Source organism: Micromonospora echinospora, from assembly GCF_014203425.1.
In the GTDB taxonomy this organism is placed as follows: domain Bacteria; phylum Actinomycetota; class Actinomycetes; order Mycobacteriales; family Micromonosporaceae; genus Micromonospora; species Micromonospora echinospora_A.
The window spans coordinates 4450188-4468495 of the sequence record NZ_JACHJC010000001.1; the positions used below are offsets into that span (position 1 = coordinate 4450188).

Here is an 18308-nt window from a genome sequence, read left to right on the forward strand (position 1 = left end):
GGCCCGGCTCGCCGCCGGTCCCGGCGGACGTTAGGGTTGGTCCCGGTGTGCCGGGAAGCCTGGTCGGCGATGATTTCGCCGATCCCAGCTCCCGAACGGACGCCGCATGACCCACACCCCGCCCCCGTCGCGCCTGCTCTCGCGCCGGTCCTGGCCGGAAGCCCGGTTCCTGGCCGACGTGCTGCGCACCGAGACGGTCGGCGGCGCTCTGCTGCTGCTCGGCGCCGTGGTCGCCCTGATCTGGGCCAACTCGCCGTGGCGCGCGGGGTACGCGGAACTGGGCCACTGGGTGCCCTGGCCCGGCGGCGCGGCGCTGCACCTCGACCTCAGCCTGCGCACCTGGGCCGCCGACGGGCTGCTGGCGATCTTCTTCTTCGTGGTGGGCCTGGAGCTCAAGCGCGAGTTCGTCGCCGGTGACCTGCGTGACCCCCGCCGGGCCGCGCTGCCGGTGATCGCCGCCCTCGGCGGCATGGTCGCGCCCGCGCTGATCTACCTGGCGGTGACGCTCAGCGCCGGCGGGGCCGGACTGCGCGGCTGGGCCATCCCCACCGCCACCGACATCGCGTTCGCCCTCGCCGTGCTCGCCGTGGTCAGCTCCCACCTGCCGCAGGGGCTGCGCGCGTTCCTGCTCACGCTTGCCGTGGTGGACGACCTCTTCGCGATCACCGTCATCGCGGTGTTCTACACCGCCGACTTCCACCCGCTGCCGCTGCTCGGCGCGCTGCTGCCGATCGCCGCGTTCGGGTTGCTCGTGCAGCGGCGCCGCACCTGGTGGTGGGCGCTGATCCCGCTGGCCGTGACCGCCTGGGCGCTCGTGCACGCCTCCGGCGTGCACGCCACGGTGGCGGGCGTGCTGCTCGGCTTCACGGTGCCCGTGCTGCGCGGGCGCGACGGCGCGCCCGGCCTGGCCGAACGGCTGGAGCACCGGTGGCGGCCGGTCTCCGCCGGCCTGGCCGTACCGGTCTTCGCCTTCTTCGCCGCCGGGGTGACCCTGGTCGGCGTGGACGTGGGTGGCGTGCTGAGCAACCCGGTGGTGATCGCGGTGGCCGCCGGCCTCGTGCTGGGCAAGGTCGTCGGCGTGTTCGGCTCGACCTACCTGCTCGCCCGGTTCACCCGGGCCGAACTGGACGAGGAGATCACCTGGGCCGACCTGCTCGGGCTGGCGCTGCTGGCCGGCATCGGCTTCACCGTGTCGCTGCTCATCGGCGAGCTCGCGTTCGGCGCGGGCAGCCCGGAGGAGGACGGCGTCAAGGTGGCGGTGCTGCTCGGCTCGCTGACCTCTGCCCTGCTCGCCTCGGTGGTGCTGGTCCGCCGCAACCGGGCCTACCGCCGGATCAGCGAACGGGAGAACCGGGACGCCGACGGCGACGGCGTCCCGGACGTCTACCAGGGCGGCGCCGCCTGACCTGCGTCGCGCCGGCCGTCCCCGCGGGGCGGACGGCCGGCGCGACACCTGCGGCTCAGTTCAGCTCCGCCACCGCCTCGAAGATCAGCCACAGGCCGCAGATGGCGAACAGCACTGCGGCGCCGTAGCGGATCGCCCGTTCCGGCAGGCGCCGGCCGAGCATCCGGCCCACCAGGATCGCCAGCGCGTCCGCGGCGACCATGCCGAGCGTCGACCCGAGCCAGGTGCCGAACCAGCCGTACTTGGTGGCGAGCGTGATGGTGGCGAGCATGGTCTTGTCACCCAGCTCGGCCAGGAAGAAGGCCACACCGACCGCGAGGATCGCCGACCGGTTGCTGCGCTCGGCCTTGCGCTTCTCCTCCTCGGTCAGCTTGTCGCCGCGCAGCGTCCACGCGCCGAAGCCGAGGAACGCCAGGCCGGCGATGAGCGAGATCCATCCGGTGGGCAGCGCGGCGTTCAGGCCGTACCCGATGGCCACCGAGGCCAGGTGCACGATCGCGGTGGCGATCGTGATGCCGATGAGCACCGGTACCGTCTTGAACCGGGTGGCGAACGTGAGTGCCATGAGCTGCGACTTGTCGCCCAGCTCCGCAACGAAGATCACGCCGAAGCTGACCACCAGCGCGACGAAGAAACCCTCCATGTGAACCTTCCCGATCAAGCCGGGAGGAGGAACGGGGGCGCCCTCGACCCGGCTGCGACAGCCTGAGTCGAAGGTCTCGCCCGCCCCGGAGACCGGGGCCGCGTGGCCGGATGCGGAACGCACCAGTGTGTCGACCACGACATTGGGGGCTACTCCCCTTCGCGCCGCCAGCCTAACCGATCACCCGCAGCGCCCGTCAGCGGGTGTGGCCCGGACCACCCGGACCTCAGTCTGCCCGGGCCAGGCTCACCCCGAACAGCCCGTCCGGGTCGGTCCAGAACGCCTGCCTGTCGAACCCGGCGGCGGCCAGCTCGGCAGCGATCCCCTCCGGCCGGAACTTGGCCGACACCTCGGTACGCAGCTCCTCGCCGGCGGCGAACACGACGTCGATGTCCAGCACCCGCACCCGGGTCGGGCGCTCGGCGCGCAGCCGCATCTCGATCCACTCCCGCGCCGGGTCCCAGACCGCCACGTGCCGGAACGCGCCGAGGTCGAAGTCCGCGCCCAGCTCCCGGTTGATCACCCGGAGCACGTTGCGGTTGAACTCGGCGGTCACGCCGGCCGCGTCGTCGTACGCGGGCACGATCACGGCCGGATCCTTGACCAGGTCGGTGCCGATCAGCAGCCAGTCGCCGGTCTCCAGCGCCGCACGCATGGCGGTGAGGAAACCGGCCCGCTCCACCGGCAGCAGGTTGCCGATGGTGCCGCCGAGGAACGCCACCAGACGCCGGCCGCCGGTGGGCAGCCGGTCCAGGTGGCGGGTGAAGTCGCCGACGATCCCCCGCACCCGCAGTCCCGGGTACGCGGCGGCGATCTGCTCGGTGGACGAGCGCAACGCGCTCACCGACACGTCCAGCGGCACGAACGTGCCCAGGTCGCCGTGCCGGGTGAAGGCGTCCAGCAGCAGCCGGGTCTTCTCCGACGAGCCCGACCCCAGTTCGATGAGCGTCTTCGCGCCGGTCATGGCGACGACGTCGTCGGCGTGCGCGGCGAGCACGGCCCGCTCGGCCCGGGTCGGGTAGTACTCGGGCAGGCGGGTGATCTCCTCGAACAGCTCGCTGCCCCGGGCGTCGTAGAACCACTTCGGCGGCAGCCACTTCGGCGTCGCGGTCAGCCCCACCCGTACGTCCTCGCGCAGGCCCCGGTCGAGGTCACGCTCCTCCAGGTGGATCTCCAGCGGCTCCGCGCTCATCAGGTGTCCTCTCTGTCCTGCCGGTGGAAGGGGATGCTCAGGCGGCGGTCGGCTCCCGGACGTCGAACCCGCCCGTGGTCGCCACCACGAGCCGGCCGTCCGGCACCTCCTGCCAGGCCGGGTCGTCGTCGAACGGCTCGGACGCCAGCAGCACCGAGTCCGGGCCGCGACGCGCCGACAGCGCGTGGCCGGCCGTGCTCGCCACGACTGTCGTACCGTCGGTGAGCAGCAGGTTCAGCCGCGATCCGGGAGCGGCGGCGGCGACCGCCGCGACGGTGTCCGCGACCGCGTCGTCCGGCGGCGCCCCGGCGCGCAGCCGGTGCCGGACCAGCGCCCACAGCAGCGCCGAGTCGGTCGGCACGTCGAGCGTGATCAGGTCGCGCACGGGCAGGCCGGCGGCGAGCGGGACCAGGCTGTCCGGCCAGCCCCGCACCACGCCGTTGTGGCTGAACAGCCACCGCCCCTCGGCGAACGGCGCCGCCGCCGTCTCGTGCAACGGCATGCCGACGGTGGCCGACCGGACCGCCGCCAGCACCGCCCTCGCCCGCGTCACGGCGGCCAGCTCCGGCAGCGTGGTGTCGCTCCACATCGGCTGGGCCCGCCGGTACCGGACCGGGTCGCCGTCGTCCGGGTACCAGGCGACGCCGAAGCCGTCGGCGTTGATGGTGCCGCCGCCACGCATGTCACGCGGCGCCCACGACTGGCGCAGCAGGCCGTACGGCGGGTCGGACAGCAGGGTGCGCAGCAGCACGGGTGGACCGAGGTACGCGAGGTGACGGCACATCAGGCCGGCTCACTCCTCCGGGCCGGCGTCACGGGCGCAGCGGAAACCGCTGAAGATCTGCCGCCGGATCGGGTAGTCCCAGTTGCGGAACGTGCCCCGGCAGGCGGACCGGTCGGTGCCGAACGAGCCGCCCCGCAGCACCCGGTGGTCGTCACCGAAGAAGACCTCCGAGTACTCCCGGTACGGGAACGCGGTGAAGCCCGGGTGGCCCCGGAACGGCGACGAGGTCCACTCCCACACGTCGCCGACGAGCTGGTGCACGCCCAGCGGCGACGCGCCGGCCGGGTACGCGCCCACCGGCGCCGGCCACAGATGCCGCTGGCCCAGGTTGGCGTGCTCGGCGCCCGGGTCCTCGTCGCCCCACGGGTAGCGGCGGGACCGGCCGGTCGCCGGGTCCCAGCGGGCCGCCTTCTCCCACTCCGCCTCGGTGGGCAGCCGCTTGCCGGCCCACGCCGCGTACGCCTGCGCCTCGTACCAGCAGACGTGCACCACCGGCTCGTCGTCGCGGACCGCCGACCAGCGGCCGAACCGGCGGTACGCCCAGCCGTCGCCGTCGCGCCGCCAGTGCATCGGCGCGCTCAGGTCGGCCTCGGTCCGGTGCCGCCAGCCGGCCTCGCTCCACCAGCGCGGCTCGTCGTACCCGCCGTCGGCGATGAACGCCCGGTACTGCCCGTTGGTCACCGGGGCGGCGTCGATGAGGTACGCGGGCAGGTCGACGGTGTGCGCCGGGCGCTCGTTGTCCAGCGCCCACGGGTCGGTGGAGGTGCCCATGGTGAACGGCCCGGCCGGCACCCGTACCTCACCGCCGACCCGGGCCCGGGGCTCCGGCGGGGGCGGCGCGTGCAGCACCGGCGGGCCGGCCCGCAGCTGGTGGGTGGCGAGCATGGTCTCGTCGTGCTGCTGCTCGTGCTGCACGATCATGCCGAACGCGAACCCGTCGGCGACGAGGGGACGCTCGGTGAAGCGGATGCCGTCGAGCAGGTCGAACACCTTGTCCCGCACCGTACGCACGTAGACGCGCGCCTCGCCCGGCGGCAGCAGCGGCAGCGCCGGGCGGTCCTTGCGTGGCTGCTTGAACGCGTCGTAGAGGTCGTCGATGTCGTGGCGCACCGGTTCGCGTCCGCCGACGTCACGGACCAGCCACAGCTCCTCCTGGTTGCCGACGTGCGCCAGGTCCCAGACCAGCGGCGACATCAGTGTGGAGTGCTGCCGGACCAGGTCGTCGTCGTCCACCGCGTCGGTGAGCGACGCGGTGCGGGCGCGGGTCCGCTCCAGCTCCGCGGCGATCCGGTCGCGCAGTCGTTCGGCGTCAGTGCCCGGTCGGTCGGTGGTGGTCACCGGTGTCCCCTCTCCGTGGCGGCGCGGCGCCGCCGGATCGCTCGGTGGGTCTCCTCGTGGATGGCGGGCGGCAGGTCGAGCCGGGGCAGGGCCGTCAGGGCCAGGTCGAACAGCGCCGCCGCTGCGGTCGCCAGCGGGCGCTCGGCCAGTCCGCACCGGGCCGCCGCGCGCCACCGGTCGGCCACCGGCGCGGCCGCTGCCAGCGCGTCGCGGGTGGTCGCCGGGTCGGCGAAGAGCGCGGCCAGGACCACCAGCGGCACTGTCCACTCCGCGCCGGGCTGGGCGTCCAGGTAGCGCAGCTCCAGGTAGCCGCGCGGGCGTACCGGCGGAAACAGCGTGCTGACGTGGTATTCCAGGTCGTCGGTGGTGGGCGGGCGGGGCAGCGCGCCGGCCAGCCAGTCGGCGAACGTGACGTCCGGCGGCGCGGTCCAGTCGGGGCCGTCGCCGCGTACGCAGAGCAGCGGCGCGGCGAGCGCGTAGCCGGTCCAGGCGGCCACCGGATCCTCGTCGGCGCGGGCCGCCGACCACACCGGGCGGGTCCGGGCCGGGTCGATGGCGAGCCAGGTGGCCATCCGGGCGGAGGCCCAGCCGGTGGCCCGGCCCGCGTGCCGGCCGGCGGTGGCGAAGGCGGCCAGCAGCGGCGGGCCGACGGCGTGCGCGGCGGCCCACCGCAACGCGAGGTGTTCCGGCTCGCCCGCGTCGAGGCAGACCTGGAGCCCGGCCGTGCTGTACATCATCGCCCGCCCCGCCGGGCCGCGCCGGTCGAAGGCGCACCGCATGGCCCGGTAGCGGGGGGTTTCCACGACGGGTCGCGGCAGGCGCCAGGGGTCGATCCCGCTGCGGCCGAGCACCAGTCCGGCGGCGTCCAGCCGGGCCCGCAGCTCGGCGACGTCGGCCTCGGTGGCCAGGACGAGCGCGGCGACAGTCGGTCGCGGGGCTGCGGAGATCTCCACCTGCCCGCCGGGCTCGACTGTCACGGCGCTCGCGCGCCGGAGCTCGTCGGCCGGGCTGGTGGGGTCGAGCGTCACGGGGCTGTGCCGCCCCAGTGCCTTGCGTAGTCGTTCGCGGTCGACCGGGCGGGCCGGGTCCGCGGCGTCGTGCACGGTCCATTCCAGTTCGACGCCGACGAGCGTGGGCGGTCCGGTCTTGAAGCAGATCCGGGCGAGGTGGCCCCGGGCCGCCTGCTCGTCGCCCAGGACGACGGCGCGGTCCAGGTCCGGCGACATCACCATGGGGTGGCTCCTCCTCGGCGACGGGCGACCACGGTGTGGCGACGCGCCCGGCCCAGCCGGCGCGGGACGCCGTCCCACCATCCTCTGTCTAGCAGACGTGATCCGCTTGCCCGGAGAGATGAATTTTTGTCCGGAATCTGATTGCGCCTCGGCGCTCAGTCGTCCTCGTCCTCGTCCGGATCCGCGCGTCCGGGCTCCGGGCCCTCCTCCGGCGCGGCCACCAGGTCCCGGCAGTAGCTCTCCACGTGCTCGGGACCGCCCGCGGCGGCGACCAGGTCGGCGTAACCCGGCTTGGTCAGCGCCTTCTCCCGCTGCCGCTCCGGCTTGGCCAGGTAGGCACGGCAGTGGCCGACGAGCCGGTTGCCGGCCGCCGGGGGCGCGGGCGGCCGGGCCGGAGTGCTCGGCGTCGGTCTCGGCGTCGCCGACGGTGCCGGTGGTGACGCCGCGCCGGACGCCTCCCCGGCCGGTGTGCTCGGCGCGGGCCGGGACGGCCCGGTGGCGGTGGGCCCGCTGCCGGCCGGACCGGTCGTGGCCGGCGCCGGCGGGACCACCGGCTCGGGGTGGCGGTCCAGCTGGACGGCGGCGAAGGCCACCCCGGCGACCGCTGTGGCGGCCAGCCCGGACAGCGCGGCGGCGATCCGCAGGCGCCGGCGCGGCCGGGCCGCGGGCGCGGACACCGGCGCGGGCGCGGGCGCGGCGCGGGCGGCCCGGAAGGCGGCGACCGCCTGGTCCTCGCCGGCGACCTCGCCGGCGGTGGCCGGACCGGCCGCGGCCGACAGCAGCCGGGTCAGCGGGTCGGCCTCCGCCCCCGGTGGCGTCCCGGCGCGCGCGGCGTCGAGCAGCCGATCGGATTCCGCCCGGTCGCCGGGCCCGCCGGACCGGCGAGCGTGCATGCCGTCTCCCCTCACGTCAGCCCTCCGCCGGCTCGGCCTCGGGGGCGTGCGGCACCTGGCGGTCGGTACGGGGACGCGGCGCGACGGCGTACCGGGTGTCGTCCGGGACGCCGTCCGCCGCGGAGCGCTCCAGCATGCCGGCCAGCCGGCGCAGGCCCCGGTGCGCGGCGGTGCGCACGGCTCCGGCCCGCCGCCCCAGCACCCGCCCGGCGGTCTCCGCGTCGAGGCCGATGACGGCCCGCAGCATCACCGCCTCCGCCTCGGCCGGTGGCAGCGTACGGATCAGGGCCAGCGCGCTCTCGGTGGCGATGGCCTCACCGGCCCGGTCGGCGGTGTCCGCGTCGGCGGCCAGGTCGTTGAGCGCCTGCACCGGCACCGGGACCGACGGACGTCGCCGCTGGCGGCGCAGATGGTCCATGGCCCGGTTGCGGGCGATCGTGACCGCCCAGGCGCGGAACTCCCCACCGGTGAAGGAGGGCAGGTCGCGGGAGATCTGGAGCCACGCCTCCGAGGCCACGTCCTCGGCGTCGGCGCCGACGAGAGCGGTCAGGTAGCGCAGCAGAGCGGGCTGCAGGCTGCGGTAGAGGAACCGGAACGCCTCCTCGTCGCCGGCCTGCGCCGCGGTGACGGCCTCGTTCAGCTCGGCCGTCACGGTCGCCGTCCGGCCCGGGTCGCGTCCGGGCGACGGACGCGCCGGGGAGCCAGTGGCCACACCACCATCCGCACTCGCCCCCCGGTGAGTTGATCTCGCACGCGCACAACGATGCGTTGCGCCATGGACACTGCCGCGCGGCACGGGCGTCGGCGGACATACGGTACCGACGGCCCGGGGCGGCCGGGAGCCGGGCCGACGGCTAGGAAACATCGGGCGCTCCGGCAAGACGTTGAGGCCGGAGAAACAGAGAGAAATGTCTACGCCCGCCGGCGGCGTGTCGGGGTAACGCGACACACGGGATCGACGCTGTCCGGCGCGCGAGCGCACCCGGTCGCGCCGGGCGGGAAGCGCCGTGGTGTTCCCATTCTGGCCGATCGTGCCGGTCCGGTCACGGTGCGCCGATCGGCGTCCCGGCTGGTGGACGGGCCCGCTGAACGCCTTCGATAGGTCGCCGAGATCGCGGGAAATACTTCGGGCCTGCTGTGGGTACGGTATGGGGGTGCTGTCCTCAGACGTCGTACTCAGCGGTCGGTACCGCCTGGAAGACCGTGTCGCCACCGGCGGCATGGGCGACGTCTGGCGTGCCACCGACCTGGTCCTCGGTCGCCCGGTCGCGGTGAAGGTGCTCCTTCCCGCCCTGGTGTCCGACCCCGACTTCATCGCCCGTTTCCGTTCCGAGGCCCGGATCATGGCCTCGCTGCGCCACCCCGGCGTGGTCCAGGTCTTCGACTGCGGCGAGGACGATCTGCCCAGCGGCGGCCGGGCCGACTACCTGGTGATGGAGTTCGTCGCCGGTGAGCCGCTGTCGCGGCGGATCGAGGACGCCGGGCACCTCGAGGTCGCCGAGACCATGTCGATCGTGGCCCAGGTGGCACAGGCGCTGCACGCGGCGCACGGGCGCGGCATCGTGCACCGCGACGTGAAGCCGAGCAACCTGCTGGTGCAGGACGACGGCACCGTGGTGCTCGTCGACTTCGGGGTGGCCCGCTCGACCAACATCACGAGCATCACCAGCACCAACGCGGTCCCCGGCACCGCCCTCTACATGGCGCCGGAGCAGGCCGCCGGCCGGCCCGTCTCGGGCGCCACCGACGTGTACGCGCTCGGCGCGGTCGCCTACTGCTGCCTCACCGGCAGCCCGCCGTTCACCGGCGACAACCCGCTCCAGGTGGCCGTACGCCATCTCGACGACGAACCGCCGGAGCTGCCGGCGGAGATCCCGGATTCGGTGCGCGAGCTGGTGGCCCGGGCGCTGGCGAAGGACCCGGCCGACCGCTACCCGAGCGCCGCGGCGATGGCCGACGCGGCCCGGGCCGCGCGTACCGACTCGCCGACCGCGACTGCCACGCTGCGCGGCGCGGCGGGCCCGGGGCGGTCCCGCGACGACCAGCCGGCGGTCCGCCCGGGCGCCGCGGTGGCGACGTCGCGGCGGCGGAGCCGGCGCGGCACGCTCGTCGGGGCGCTGGGCGCGGTGCTGGTGGCGATGGGCGCGCTGGGCGCGCTCGTGGCCGCCGCGAACGACACCGCCGAGCCGGCCACGAAGATCGACTCGACACCCCCCGCGGTGGCGCCGAGCGACCCGGTCGCGGACCCGGTCGTCGACGAGCCCTCGCCGGGCGACGACTACACCTTCCGTCCGGTGGGTCCGGGCGACCGGCCGTCGGCCACGCCCTCGGTGACGCCGAGCGCCTCGGCGGTCCCGTCGGCGCAGCCGAGCGTCAGCGAGGAGCCGGCGCCCACCGGCGCGCCGACCACCACGCCGCCCAGCGCGCCGGCGACGACGGCACCCACCACTCCGCCGGCACCCGACCCGACCACCGCCGACCCCGGCACCGGCGGCGGCGGTGACACCGGCGGGCAGCCGGCCACCCAGCCCTGACCCACCACGAGCCGGCCCCGCCCAGGGCAGGACGAGGGTGACGTCCCCGCGGCGACCGCCGTCGGGTGGGTACGCCGGAAGAACACCGCCACCGCCGCCAGGCCGACCGCGAACGCCGGGACGCCGATCTGGCCGGCGACGTACGCGGAGACGGCGAAGAACACGACCACCCCGCAGAGGGCGGTGTCGAAGGCGATGCCGCGCAGCGGACGGCCGAGGATGAGGCGAGCCACGACTGCCCAGCCTGGGCCCGCTCTCCCGGCTACTCCCCCACCACCCCACGCCCCGGTGATCATGAGGTTGACGGACGTCGCCGTCCGATTTGTCGCCGCCAACCTCATGATCACCCCGGACGGGCGGGGTGTCGGGGGTCAGGGGGTCAGCAGGGCTCGCATGCGGGTGATCTCGGCGGACTGCTCGACGGCCACCCCGGTGGCGAACTCCTGCATGGCCTGATCGGCGCCGACCTTCAGCAGGTCGGTGGACATGACGATCGCGCCCTGGTGGTGGTCGGTCATCATCCGCACGAAGAGCTTGTCGAACGCCGCGCCGCGGGCGTCCGCGAGCTGCCGCATCGCCTCGGCGGACTGCATCCCGCGCATGCTGCCGTGGTCGTGTCCCGGCACGTCGGCGGGCAGGTCGCGGGTGCTGAGCCAGGCACGCAGCAGGCCGACCTCCGGCCCCTGGGCGGCACGGATCCGGTCGGCCACGGCGCGGATGCGGGGGTCGGCGGCGCGGTCGGGGGCGAGCGTCGCCATCTCCAGGGCCTGCTCGTGGTGCGGGATCATCATCCGGACGTACCAGACGTCGAGGCTGTTCCACCGGGGTGTCGACGCTCCCCGCACCTGGTCGGGCGCGCGGGTGGCGGCCGACTCCCCCGGACGGCCGGGGACCAGCAGCGGCGGCGCCGAGGGGGTGGCGCTCGCGCTCGGCGCGCCCGTCGCGGCGTTCCCCGCCGCCGTCGGGGGCCGGGTGTCGTCGCGCCCGGCGAGCGCCAGCCCGCCGATCACCACGAGCATGACGAGCGCTGTGACGCCCACCCACACGCGCGCCTGCCGGCTGGTCATACGACGCCTCCTCCGGTCAAGGTGAAGGCGATCCTATACATAGACAAAAGTTCCCTAGTGTGACCCGGGTCACATTGATGACGGTCTCCAATAGGTAAGGTTTGGCGAATCATCATCCCCTTTCGAAGGGTGTTGCCGGTGATCAGCCTCCGCACGTCCCGCACCCGCATCATCAGTCTCGCCGCCGCCGGCCTGCTGCTCGCCGGCGTGGTCGCCGCGCCGCCGAGCAGCGCCCAGGAGATCCCCCGCGCCCAGGCCGCGCCGGCCACCGTGGACAGCGCCGTCCCCGGTGTCGACGAGATCTCCAGCAGCCCCAACCTGCGGCAGGTGGCAAACCTGCCGAAGCAGGCGCCGTTCGACACCTCCGCCGCCCTCGGCACCGACATCGCCTTCCAGGGTCGGTACGCGTTCGTCGGCAACTACGACGGGTTCGTCATCTACGACATCCTGCGGCCGAGCCGCCCGACGATCGTGTCGCAGGTGCTCTGCCCCGGCTCGCAGAACGACATCTCGGTCCACGGCGACCTGCTCTTCCTGTCCACCGACTCCTCCCGCAGCGACGACTCGTGCGCCAGCACCAGCCAGCCGGCGTCGGTGAAGGAGTCCTGGGAGGGCATCAAGATCTTCGACATCCGCGACAAGCGCAACCCGCGCTACATCAAGTCGGTCGAGACGGCGTGCGGCTCGCACACCCACACGCTCGTGCCCGGCAAGGACAAGCGCAACGTCTACCTGTACGTCTCGTCGTACAGCCCGCGCGCCGAGTTCCCGGACTGCCAGCCGCCGCACGACTCCATCTCCATCGTCAAGGTGCCGGTGAAGAACCCCACCACGGCCTCGGTGGTCGCCACGCCGAACCTGTTCCCGGACGGCGGATACCCGGGCATCCCGGGCCAGACGTCGGCCACCACCGGCTGCCACGACATCACCGCGTACCCGGCGAAGGACCTGGCCGCCGGCGCGTGCATGGGTGACGGTGTCCTGCTGGACATCAAGAACCGTGAGGCGCCCCGGGTGATCGAGCGGGTGACCGACGCCGAGAACTTCGCATTCTGGCACTCGGCCACGTTCAACAACTCCGGCACCAAGGTCGTCTTCACCGACGAGCTGGGCGGCGGCGGCGCGGCCACCTGCAACGAGGTGGTCGGCCCGAAGCGCGGCGCGGACGCCATCTACGACATCACCGGCCGCGGTGACGCGCGCAAGCTGGAGTTCCGCAGCTACTACAAGATCCCGCGCGCCAACACCGACACCGAGAACTGCGTGGCTCACAACGGCTCGCTGATTCCGGTGCCCGGCCGCGACATCATGGTGCAGGCGTGGTACCAGGGCGGCATCTCGGTGTGGGACTTCACCAACTCCCGCAAGCCGACGGAGATCGCCTACTGGGAGCGCGGTCCGCTGGACGCCTCGCAGCTGCGCACCGGCGGGTCCTGGTCGGCGTACTGGTACAACGGCCACATCTACTCCAGCGACATCCAGAAGGGACTGGACGTGCTGGAGCTGCGTGACCCCCGTACCTGGCTGGCGCAGTTCCTGCTGGTTCCCGAGCTGAACGTGCAGACCCAGGCGGGCTACCTGAGCTGGTGACCCGCTGACCCGTCCCGGGCCCGGCGCTCCCCTCGCGGGGACGCCGGGCCCGGCGCGTGCGGCGGCCCGGAAACCCCTGGCCGCGCCGGCCGCCGCGGGCGATCCTGTCTGCGTGAAGCGGTACGTGAGCGACCCGCTCGACGGCGCCGACGTCGTGCTCGTCGGGCTCTTCCCGGCCAAGGACAAGGACTACGAGGCCCGACTCGACCGGCTCGCCGCCGTGGCCGAGGAACGCGGCGCCCGGGTGGTGGGCCGGTTCGCGCAACGCCGAGGCGTCTCCGACCGGTGGCACGCGCGTCCCGGCGGAGCTACCCGAATGTCCCGGCCGTTCTCCCGCCGGACGCTGCTGACGCACGGCAGGCTCCGCGAGATCGCCGAGGCGTGCCGGGAGGCCGGCGTCGACGTCGCCGTCTTCGTGAACACCCTGACACCGGTTCAGCGGACCGTGCTCGCCGACCTGCTGGGCTGCCTCGTGATCAGCGGCGACGACCTCGGCCGGAGCGGTCCACCTGGCCCGGATCAGCTCATCGGCAGGCGGTAGTCGCGGGCGCCGCCACCGGCCGTGACCACCCGCACCTCGCCGCTGCGCAGCCCGTACGTGACCGACCAGCGGGTGTGCGACTGGCGTACCGCGTTCAGCAGCCGCAGCGCCCCGGCCGCGTCGACCACCCCACCGGTGCGGTCCAGCTCCTTCGCCAGCACCCCGTACCGGCGGTCCTGGCGCAGTTCCCGGTCCGGCACCCCGACGGCCGGCACGTTCGTCAGCGCCTGCCACGGGCCGCTCCGCCGGTCCACTGTCATCTCCCCGTCGACGAACTCCACCACCGCGGACGCGCCGGTCGCGTCGGCCAGCAGGTAGTGCAGCGGCGGCCCGCCGTCGAAGTCCAGGTTGTAGCGCTTGAACACGGCGACCGCCTCGTCCACGGTGGCGGCCGAGTCGAGCACCAGGCGCAGGATGCGCACCGAGCCCACCTTCGGCAGGCCGGGCACCGGCTCGGCGCGCGCCCCGTCGTCGGCGGCCAGCCCGACCGCGAGACCCCGCTCGTTCATGCCGTCGAACGGCAGCAGCGGCGCGTCGAGCAGCCGCCGGTCCCCCGTCGGGTCGGCGGCCACGCCCAGGTAGGAGATGTCCACGAGGGAGATCGAGGCGTACCCGTCCGGCGGGTCGGTGCGCAGCACCAGCGCGGGGTTCGGCTCCCAGTCGAAGTTGCGGGCGAACATCGGCCGCTCCCGGTCGCCGAGCGCGGCGAACAGCGAGCAGCCGAACGGGCTCGGCGGCGTCGACCCGGCCAGCCCGGCGGTCGGGTCGTAGTCGCCGTCGTACGTCATCTCGTACATCGGCAGGTCGTCGACCTTGCGGAGGCTGGCCAGCGTCCGCTCGACCTGCCCCGGGTCCTGCCGCGAGGCGGTCGGCGAGCCGGCCGCGGCCGGCGGGTCGGACCGGCGGCTCTCCCCGCAGGCCGTGCCGAGCAGGAGCAGCGCGAGCCCGCCGGCGATGAGGGTCCTCCGCATGACAGCGACGCTAGAAGAGGCGTCCGCCGATGTCCATTCGGGACCCGGTCAGCTCCGCACGACGGCGAACATCCAGCAGCCGTACACGACGTTGCGGCTGTGCAGCAGGTCCACCGCCGGGTCGGCGAACAGCTCCGCGATCACCGCCTCCGGGTCGCCGCCGTCGTGTCGCCGTCCGCCTACGATGCGGCCCCGGCTGTCGTACGCGCGCAGCACCTGCTCCCGTCCGCGCCACTGGGACGGGTACGCCGTCACGTCGTCCGGGCCGGCGCAGCCGGCGGCGTGCGCGAACACCGGCCCCACCTCGCGGTACGGGCTCGGCGGCAGCGGCGGGGCGTACCCGAACAGCAGCAGCGCCTCGTCGGGCCGGGCGTCGCGCAGGCAGCAGCGCAGCGGCTCGCCGCCGGTGGCACGCCGGTGCTCGGGCGGCTGCCCGGTGGCGTCGCGGCCGGTACGGTGCAGCTCGGCGAGTGTCCCGGCGGGCAGCGGGCGGATCCGGAACGCGGTACGGGTGGTCGTCACGGTCCCAGCCTGGCGCGGCCCGGACCGCGGCGCTGGCGGTGATCGGACCTGGCATTCGGGTGTCGTGAGATTGAGCGCGGAACGGGCATCCGTCGGCCGCATCCCGCGCCGACAATGGCCGGATGGACGTCGACGACTACCGCGCCCACTCCCCGTACAGCGATCCCCGCCATCACGCGGCGCTGCTCGACGCCGTACCGGCCGACCTGCCCACAGTCGCGGCGACCGCCCGCAACGTGATCATCCACTACCGCGCCGGCGGCGTGGAGCTGCCGGACATCCGCCAGGCCGAGGTGAACCTGCGCTGGATGGACCGCATCCTCGACGCCGACCAGTCGCGGTTCCCGCTGCCGCTGACCGCCGAGCGCCCGGCCGCCGAGCGGGTCGCCGGCTGCTGCCGGGACCACACGCTGCTCACGGTCGCGGCGCTGCGCCAGCACGGCATCCCGGCCCGCAGCCGGGTCGGCTTCGTGAGCTACTTCCTGCCCGGCTGGCACCACGACCACGTGCTCGCCGAGTGGTGGAACGGAGAGCGCTGGGTCTGGTCCGACCCGGAGCTGGACCCGGCCGGCGACCAGCCGTTCGACGGCTACGACATCGACCCGGAGGCGGGGCACTTCGAGTCGGCGGCCCGGGTGTGGCTGGCGTACCGGGCGGGCCGGATCGACCCGGACACCTACGGCGTGGACCCGTCGGTGCCGATTCGGGGCGACTGGCTCATCCACGACTACGTGCTGCTGGAGCTGGCCCACCGGCACAAGGACGAGGTGCTGCTCTGGGACGAGTTCGGGGCGATGACCGAGGACCTGACCGCCGCCGATCTTCCGCTCGTCGACGAGGTCGCCACGCTGCTGGTGGCGGCCGACCGCGGCGACGCCGCCGCCGAGCGGGAGCTGACCCGGCGGTACGCCTCGGACGCCCGGTTGCGTCCGGGGCCGACGGTCCACTGCGCCGACCCGGTCTCCGGCGTGACCGCCGACGTGGACCTGCGGCGCTGACCCGGCTCACCCGGGCAGGGGCGCCTCGTCGCCTCGGGTGCGGCGCGGGTTGACCAGCCGCCGGACCATCGGCGCGGCGTTCCACCGGGCCGCGCCGACCAGGTCCCGGGCGTGTTCCAGCACCGTGTAGTCAGGCCGGGCCATGCCCTCGGCGATGGCCCGGTCGAGGTCGTTGCCGCACCGGGTGAGCACGCTGTCGAAGTCCCGCCGGACCGGTTCCAGCAGGTCGTAGCCGAAGGAGCGGTGCAGCCGGGCGAACAGTGGCTTGTAGAGGCGGGTCCGCTCGTGCAGGCCCGACGAGTACGACATCGGGTTCTTCGGCCGCTGCCGGACGTAGCCGGGCAGCAGATCGGCGAAGGCCTGCCGGACGATCCACTTCTCCTGCCCGTCGCGCAGCTTGAGGTCCAGCGGCAGCCGCATGGCCAGCTCGACGACGCTGAGGTCGAGGAACGGCACCCGCGCCTCCACGCCGTGCGCCATGCTGGCCCGGTCCACCCGTTGCAGCTCGGTCCGGCACAGGTTGCGGATCTTGTGCAGGAACAGCCGGCGGGACCGCTCCGGCCCGACCTGGTGGTACATCGGGTAGCCGCCGAACAGTTCGTCGGAGCCGTCGCCGGTGAGCACCACCCGTACGCCCAGCTCGCGCAGCCGCCGGAAGATCGGCACCGAGACGACGGCGTTGATGATGTCGCCGTACTCGGTCAGCTCGGAGACCCGGATCGCCTCGCGTACGTCGGCCAGCCGGATGTCGCGTGGGCGCAGCTCGATCACCTCGTGCGGCACGCCGAGGTCGGCGGCGAGCCGCCGGGCGTACGCGACGTCCGGGCTCTCCGGCACGCCGATGGTGACCGCCACGCAGTCCGGGTGCAGTTCCCGGGCGTGCAGCAGCGCCAGCGAGCTGTCCAGGCCGCCGGAGAGCACCACGCCGACGGTGAGGTCGGTGTCCAGCCGGGTCCGCATCGCGTCGGTGAGCGCGACGCGGACCAGCAGGGCCGCCTCGTCCGGGTCGTCGATCACCGGCAGGCCGTCGCCGAGGGTGAGCAGGTCGACGTGCGGACGCGGCCGGACCGGCCCGCCGGGTTCGACCCAGCCGTGATGTCCGGGCGCCACCTCGCTGATCGGCGCGCCGTGCCCGACCAGCGCCTTGACCTCGGAGGCGAGTTGCAGGCAGCCGGGCAGGCGGGACCAGTACAGGGGCTTGACCCCGAGCGGGTCCCGGGCCAGGTACGCCCGCCCGCTGTCCCGCTCGACGATGACGAACGCGTACTCCCCGCGCAGCCGGCGTACCGCGTTCTCGCCCCACTGGCGGAATGCGGTCAGCACCACCTCGGTGTCGCCGGTGGTGCGGAACTCATGCCCGAGCCGGGTCAGCTCGGCACGCAGCTCGTGGTGGTTGAAGATCTCGCCGTTGAAGCAGAGCAGGTGCCGCTCGTCCGGCGACATCCAGGGCTGCGTGGACCGCTCCCGGTCCACGATCCGCAACCGCCGTACGCCGGCGAGCAGGCCGTTCTCCTGGCGGGTCTCGGTGACCTCACCGCGCGGCGCGAGCGCGGCGAGCATCCGGCGGAAGGTGGCCGGGTCGGCCTCGGGGCCGATGCTCAGCGCGATGCCGCACACCGGGTCACACCCCCATCTCGGCCTCGTACGCCCGCCGGTAGCGGCGGCGGGCGTCCGGGGCGAGACACACGTGCCAGGCCTGTCCCTCGTCGACCACGTTCACCTCGCCCGCGTCCTGGCGGGCCAGCAGCAGTCCGGCGAGGGCCGAACGGGCGTCGAAGCGCTCGTACCACTCCAGCTCGACGTCGGCGGCCCAGCCGAGGCAGTGCCCGCTGGGCACCATCGCGGCGTACCCGAGGCGGCGCAACCGGTACTGGTGCTCGGCGCTGCGGGCCAGGCTGGTCACCCAGAGCGGCGGCGTGCGGTCCGGGGCGACGGCCGCGAACTCCCGGGCCAGGTCGTTGAGGAACGCGATCATCTCGCGGCGGGCCCGGCGGAACAGCAGACCGGCGGTACGCGGCGTGGCGTCCGGAAGCAGCCGCCGCCGCACCGCGCGCAGGCCCCGCCCCACGACCGTGGCGGCCTGCTCCTGATAGCGGAACTCGATCAGCCCGCGCCGGCGCAGCCACTCCAGGTCGACCAGTTCGGCGCTGGTGCGGACCTGGTCGTCGGTGAGGAACGTCGGGGCGTCCCGCCACCAGAGCACGTCGACGCGGGACAGCAGGTAGATCCGTACCAGCGCGGTGAGGTCCTGCGCCGAGCTGCGCGCGTTGGGCTGGTAGCGGGCCATCTCCAGCAGCAGCGTCTCGCGGGCCCCGATCAGCCCCTGGGGCGTGGCGTCGAGGACGGCGGCGATGGCCGGCTCGCGCAGCCGCTGGTCGAGCAGCACCTGGCGGGCGGTTGCCGACGGCGCGTCGGCCAGCGCGCCCACCTCGACCAGGAGTTCCGCCACCGCCGCCCGGTACGCGGACAGGTCCGGCGCGGCATCGGAGCGCCGGCCGGCGGCGGGCACCCGGCGGGCGGGAGCGGTGGACGTGACGGCGGGACCGGGCTGGCGACCGGGGCTGCGGCTGGGCACTCGCATGGTCTCCGTCCCCTCTC

General features: G+C 74.3%; 17 protein-coding genes. 5 read left to right on the plus strand and 12 right to left on the minus strand.

The genetic code is table 11. The features are described from left to right. Positions 1-106 precede the first annotated feature (106 nt). Positions 107-1405, plus strand: coding sequence for a Na+/H+ antiporter NhaA (gene nhaA, locus FHU28_RS20755; protein ID WP_184686177.1), 1299 nt, complete (start codon positions 107-109; stop codon positions 1403-1405). Positions 1406-1460: 55 nt separating this feature from the next. On the opposite strand, the gene FHU28_RS20760 is transcribed toward nhaA, so the two are convergent. The 7 genes from FHU28_RS20760 to FHU28_RS20790 form a co-directional block, all read right to left on the minus strand. Continuing rightward, positions 1461-2048, minus strand: a complete 588-nt coding sequence (locus FHU28_RS20760; RefSeq protein WP_184686178.1) for a TMEM165/GDT1 family protein — start codon at positions 2046-2048, stop codon at positions 1461-1463. A gap of 226 nt (positions 2049-2274) precedes the next feature. Further along, positions 2275-3240 carry an L-histidine N(alpha)-methyltransferase gene (gene egtD, locus FHU28_RS20765; RefSeq protein ID WP_184686179.1) on the minus strand — a complete coding sequence of 322 codons (966 nt, stop codon included), beginning with the start codon at positions 3238-3240 and terminating at the stop codon, positions 2275-2277. 37 nt (positions 3241-3277) lie between these two features. Continuing rightward, a complete protein-coding gene (gene egtC, locus FHU28_RS20770; protein WP_184686180.1) occupies positions 3278-4024 on the minus strand; it encodes an ergothioneine biosynthesis protein EgtC in 747 nt (248 codons plus the stop codon). A 9-nt stretch (positions 4025-4033) separates the two neighbouring features. Next, on the minus strand, positions 4034-5362 hold the full coding sequence (egtB, locus tag FHU28_RS20775) for an ergothioneine biosynthesis protein EgtB (RefSeq protein WP_184686181.1): 1329 nt from the start codon (positions 5360-5362) through the stop codon (positions 4034-4036). After that, positions 5359-6594 carry an ergothioneine biosynthesis glutamate--cysteine ligase EgtA gene (gene egtA / locus FHU28_RS20780; protein ID WP_184686182.1) on the minus strand — a complete coding sequence of 412 codons (1236 nt, stop codon included), beginning with the start codon at positions 6592-6594 and terminating at the stop codon, positions 5359-5361. The genes egtB and egtA overlap by 4 nt, the downstream gene beginning before the upstream one ends. A gap of 155 nt (positions 6595-6749) precedes the next feature. Then, on the minus strand, positions 6750-7487 hold the full coding sequence (locus FHU28_RS20785; RefSeq protein WP_221453252.1) for a hypothetical protein: 738 nt from the start codon (positions 7485-7487) through the stop codon (positions 6750-6752). Between the two features lie 16 nt (positions 7488-7503). Next, complete coding sequence (locus FHU28_RS20790; RefSeq protein WP_184686184.1) at positions 7504-8139, minus strand: RNA polymerase sigma factor; 636 nt, start codon at positions 8137-8139, stop codon at positions 7504-7506. A gap of 502 nt (positions 8140-8641) precedes the next feature. Here FHU28_RS20790 and FHU28_RS20795 point away from each other — a divergent pair. Then, positions 8642-10021 carry a serine/threonine-protein kinase gene (locus FHU28_RS20795; RefSeq protein WP_311773630.1) on the plus strand — a complete coding sequence of 460 codons (1380 nt, stop codon included), beginning with the start codon at positions 8642-8644 and terminating at the stop codon, positions 10019-10021. Between the two features lie 371 nt (positions 10022-10392). On the opposite strand, the gene FHU28_RS20800 is transcribed toward FHU28_RS20795, so the two are convergent. After that, positions 10393-11088, minus strand: a complete 696-nt coding sequence (locus FHU28_RS20800) for a DUF305 domain-containing protein (RefSeq protein WP_184686186.1) — start codon at positions 11086-11088, stop codon at positions 10393-10395. Between the two features lie 138 nt (positions 11089-11226). Here FHU28_RS20800 and FHU28_RS20805 point away from each other — a divergent pair, with 138 nt between their 5' ends. Together FHU28_RS20805 and FHU28_RS33100 are read left to right on the plus strand one after the other, a co-directional pair. Beyond that, positions 11227-12678 (plus strand): LVIVD repeat-containing protein, encoded by a 1452-nt coding sequence (locus FHU28_RS20805; protein ID WP_184686187.1) that lies wholly within the window; start codon positions 11227-11229, stop codon positions 12676-12678. A 112-nt stretch (positions 12679-12790) separates the two neighbouring features. Beyond that, positions 12791-13219 (plus strand): HflX-like GTP-binding protein, encoded by a 429-nt coding sequence (locus tag FHU28_RS33100; protein WP_221453253.1) that lies wholly within the window; start codon positions 12791-12793, stop codon positions 13217-13219. Here FHU28_RS33100 and FHU28_RS20815 read toward each other — a convergent pair. Both FHU28_RS20815 and FHU28_RS20820 read right to left on the minus strand, forming a co-directional pair. Further along, positions 13198-14190, minus strand: a complete 993-nt coding sequence (locus tag FHU28_RS20815; RefSeq protein ID WP_184686188.1) for a carcinine hydrolase/isopenicillin-N N-acyltransferase family protein — start codon at positions 14188-14190, stop codon at positions 13198-13200. The two genes, FHU28_RS33100 and FHU28_RS20815, sit on opposite strands and share 22 nt — an antisense overlap. Before the next feature lie 48 nt (positions 14191-14238). Then, positions 14239-14712: a DUF1203 domain-containing protein gene (locus tag FHU28_RS20820; RefSeq protein ID WP_184686189.1), complete on the minus strand. Its 474-nt coding sequence runs from the start codon at positions 14710-14712 to the stop codon at positions 14239-14241. A gap of 122 nt (positions 14713-14834) precedes the next feature. On the opposite strand from FHU28_RS20820, the gene FHU28_RS20825 reads away from it, so the two are divergent. Beyond that, positions 14835-15710: a transglutaminase domain-containing protein gene (locus tag FHU28_RS20825; RefSeq protein ID WP_184686190.1), complete on the plus strand. Its 876-nt coding sequence runs from the start codon at positions 14835-14837 to the stop codon at positions 15708-15710. Between the two features lie 6 nt (positions 15711-15716). On the opposite strand, the gene FHU28_RS20830 is transcribed toward FHU28_RS20825, so the two are convergent. Together FHU28_RS20830 and FHU28_RS20835 are read right to left on the minus strand one after the other, a co-directional pair. Beyond that, a complete protein-coding gene (locus tag FHU28_RS20830; RefSeq protein ID WP_184686191.1) occupies positions 15717-17327 on the minus strand; it encodes an asparagine synthetase B family protein in 1611 nt (536 codons plus the stop codon). 4 nt (positions 17328-17331) lie between these two features. Next, positions 17332-18291 carry a hypothetical protein gene (locus FHU28_RS20835; RefSeq protein WP_184686192.1) on the minus strand — a complete coding sequence of 320 codons (960 nt, stop codon included), beginning with the start codon at positions 18289-18291 and terminating at the stop codon, positions 17332-17334. Positions 18292-18308 lie beyond the last annotated feature (17 nt).

Coding starts and splice junctions, on each gene's coding strand:
- nhaA (WP_184686177.1), top strand. CDS start 107: ATGACCCACACCCCGCCCCCGTCGCGCCTGCTCTCGCGCCGGTCCTGG.
- FHU28_RS20760 (WP_184686178.1), bottom strand. CDS start 2,048: ATGGAGGGTTTCTTCGTCGCGCTGGTGGTCAGCTTCGGCGTGATCTTC.
- egtD (WP_184686179.1), bottom strand. CDS start 3,240: ATGAGCGCGGAGCCGCTGGAGATCCACCTGGAGGAGCGTGACCTCGAC.
- egtC (WP_184686180.1), bottom strand. CDS start 4,024: ATGTGCCGTCACCTCGCGTACCTCGGTCCACCCGTGCTGCTGCGCACC.
- egtA (WP_184686182.1), bottom strand. CDS start 6,594: ATGGTGATGTCGCCGGACCTGGACCGCGCCGTCGTCCTGGGCGACGAG.
- FHU28_RS20785 (WP_221453252.1), bottom strand. CDS start 7,487: ATGCACGCTCGCCGGTCCGGCGGGCCCGGCGACCGGGCGGAATCCGAT.
- FHU28_RS20800 (WP_184686186.1), bottom strand. CDS start 11,088: ATGACCAGCCGGCAGGCGCGCGTGTGGGTGGGCGTCACAGCGCTCGTC.
- FHU28_RS20815 (WP_184686188.1), bottom strand. CDS start 14,190: ATGCGGAGGACCCTCATCGCCGGCGGGCTCGCGCTGCTCCTGCTCGGC.
- FHU28_RS20825 (WP_184686190.1), top strand. CDS start 14,835: ATGGACGTCGACGACTACCGCGCCCACTCCCCGTACAGCGATCCCCGC.
- FHU28_RS20835 (WP_184686192.1), bottom strand. CDS start 18,291: ATGCGAGTGCCCAGCCGCAGCCCCGGTCGCCAGCCCGGTCCCGCCGTC.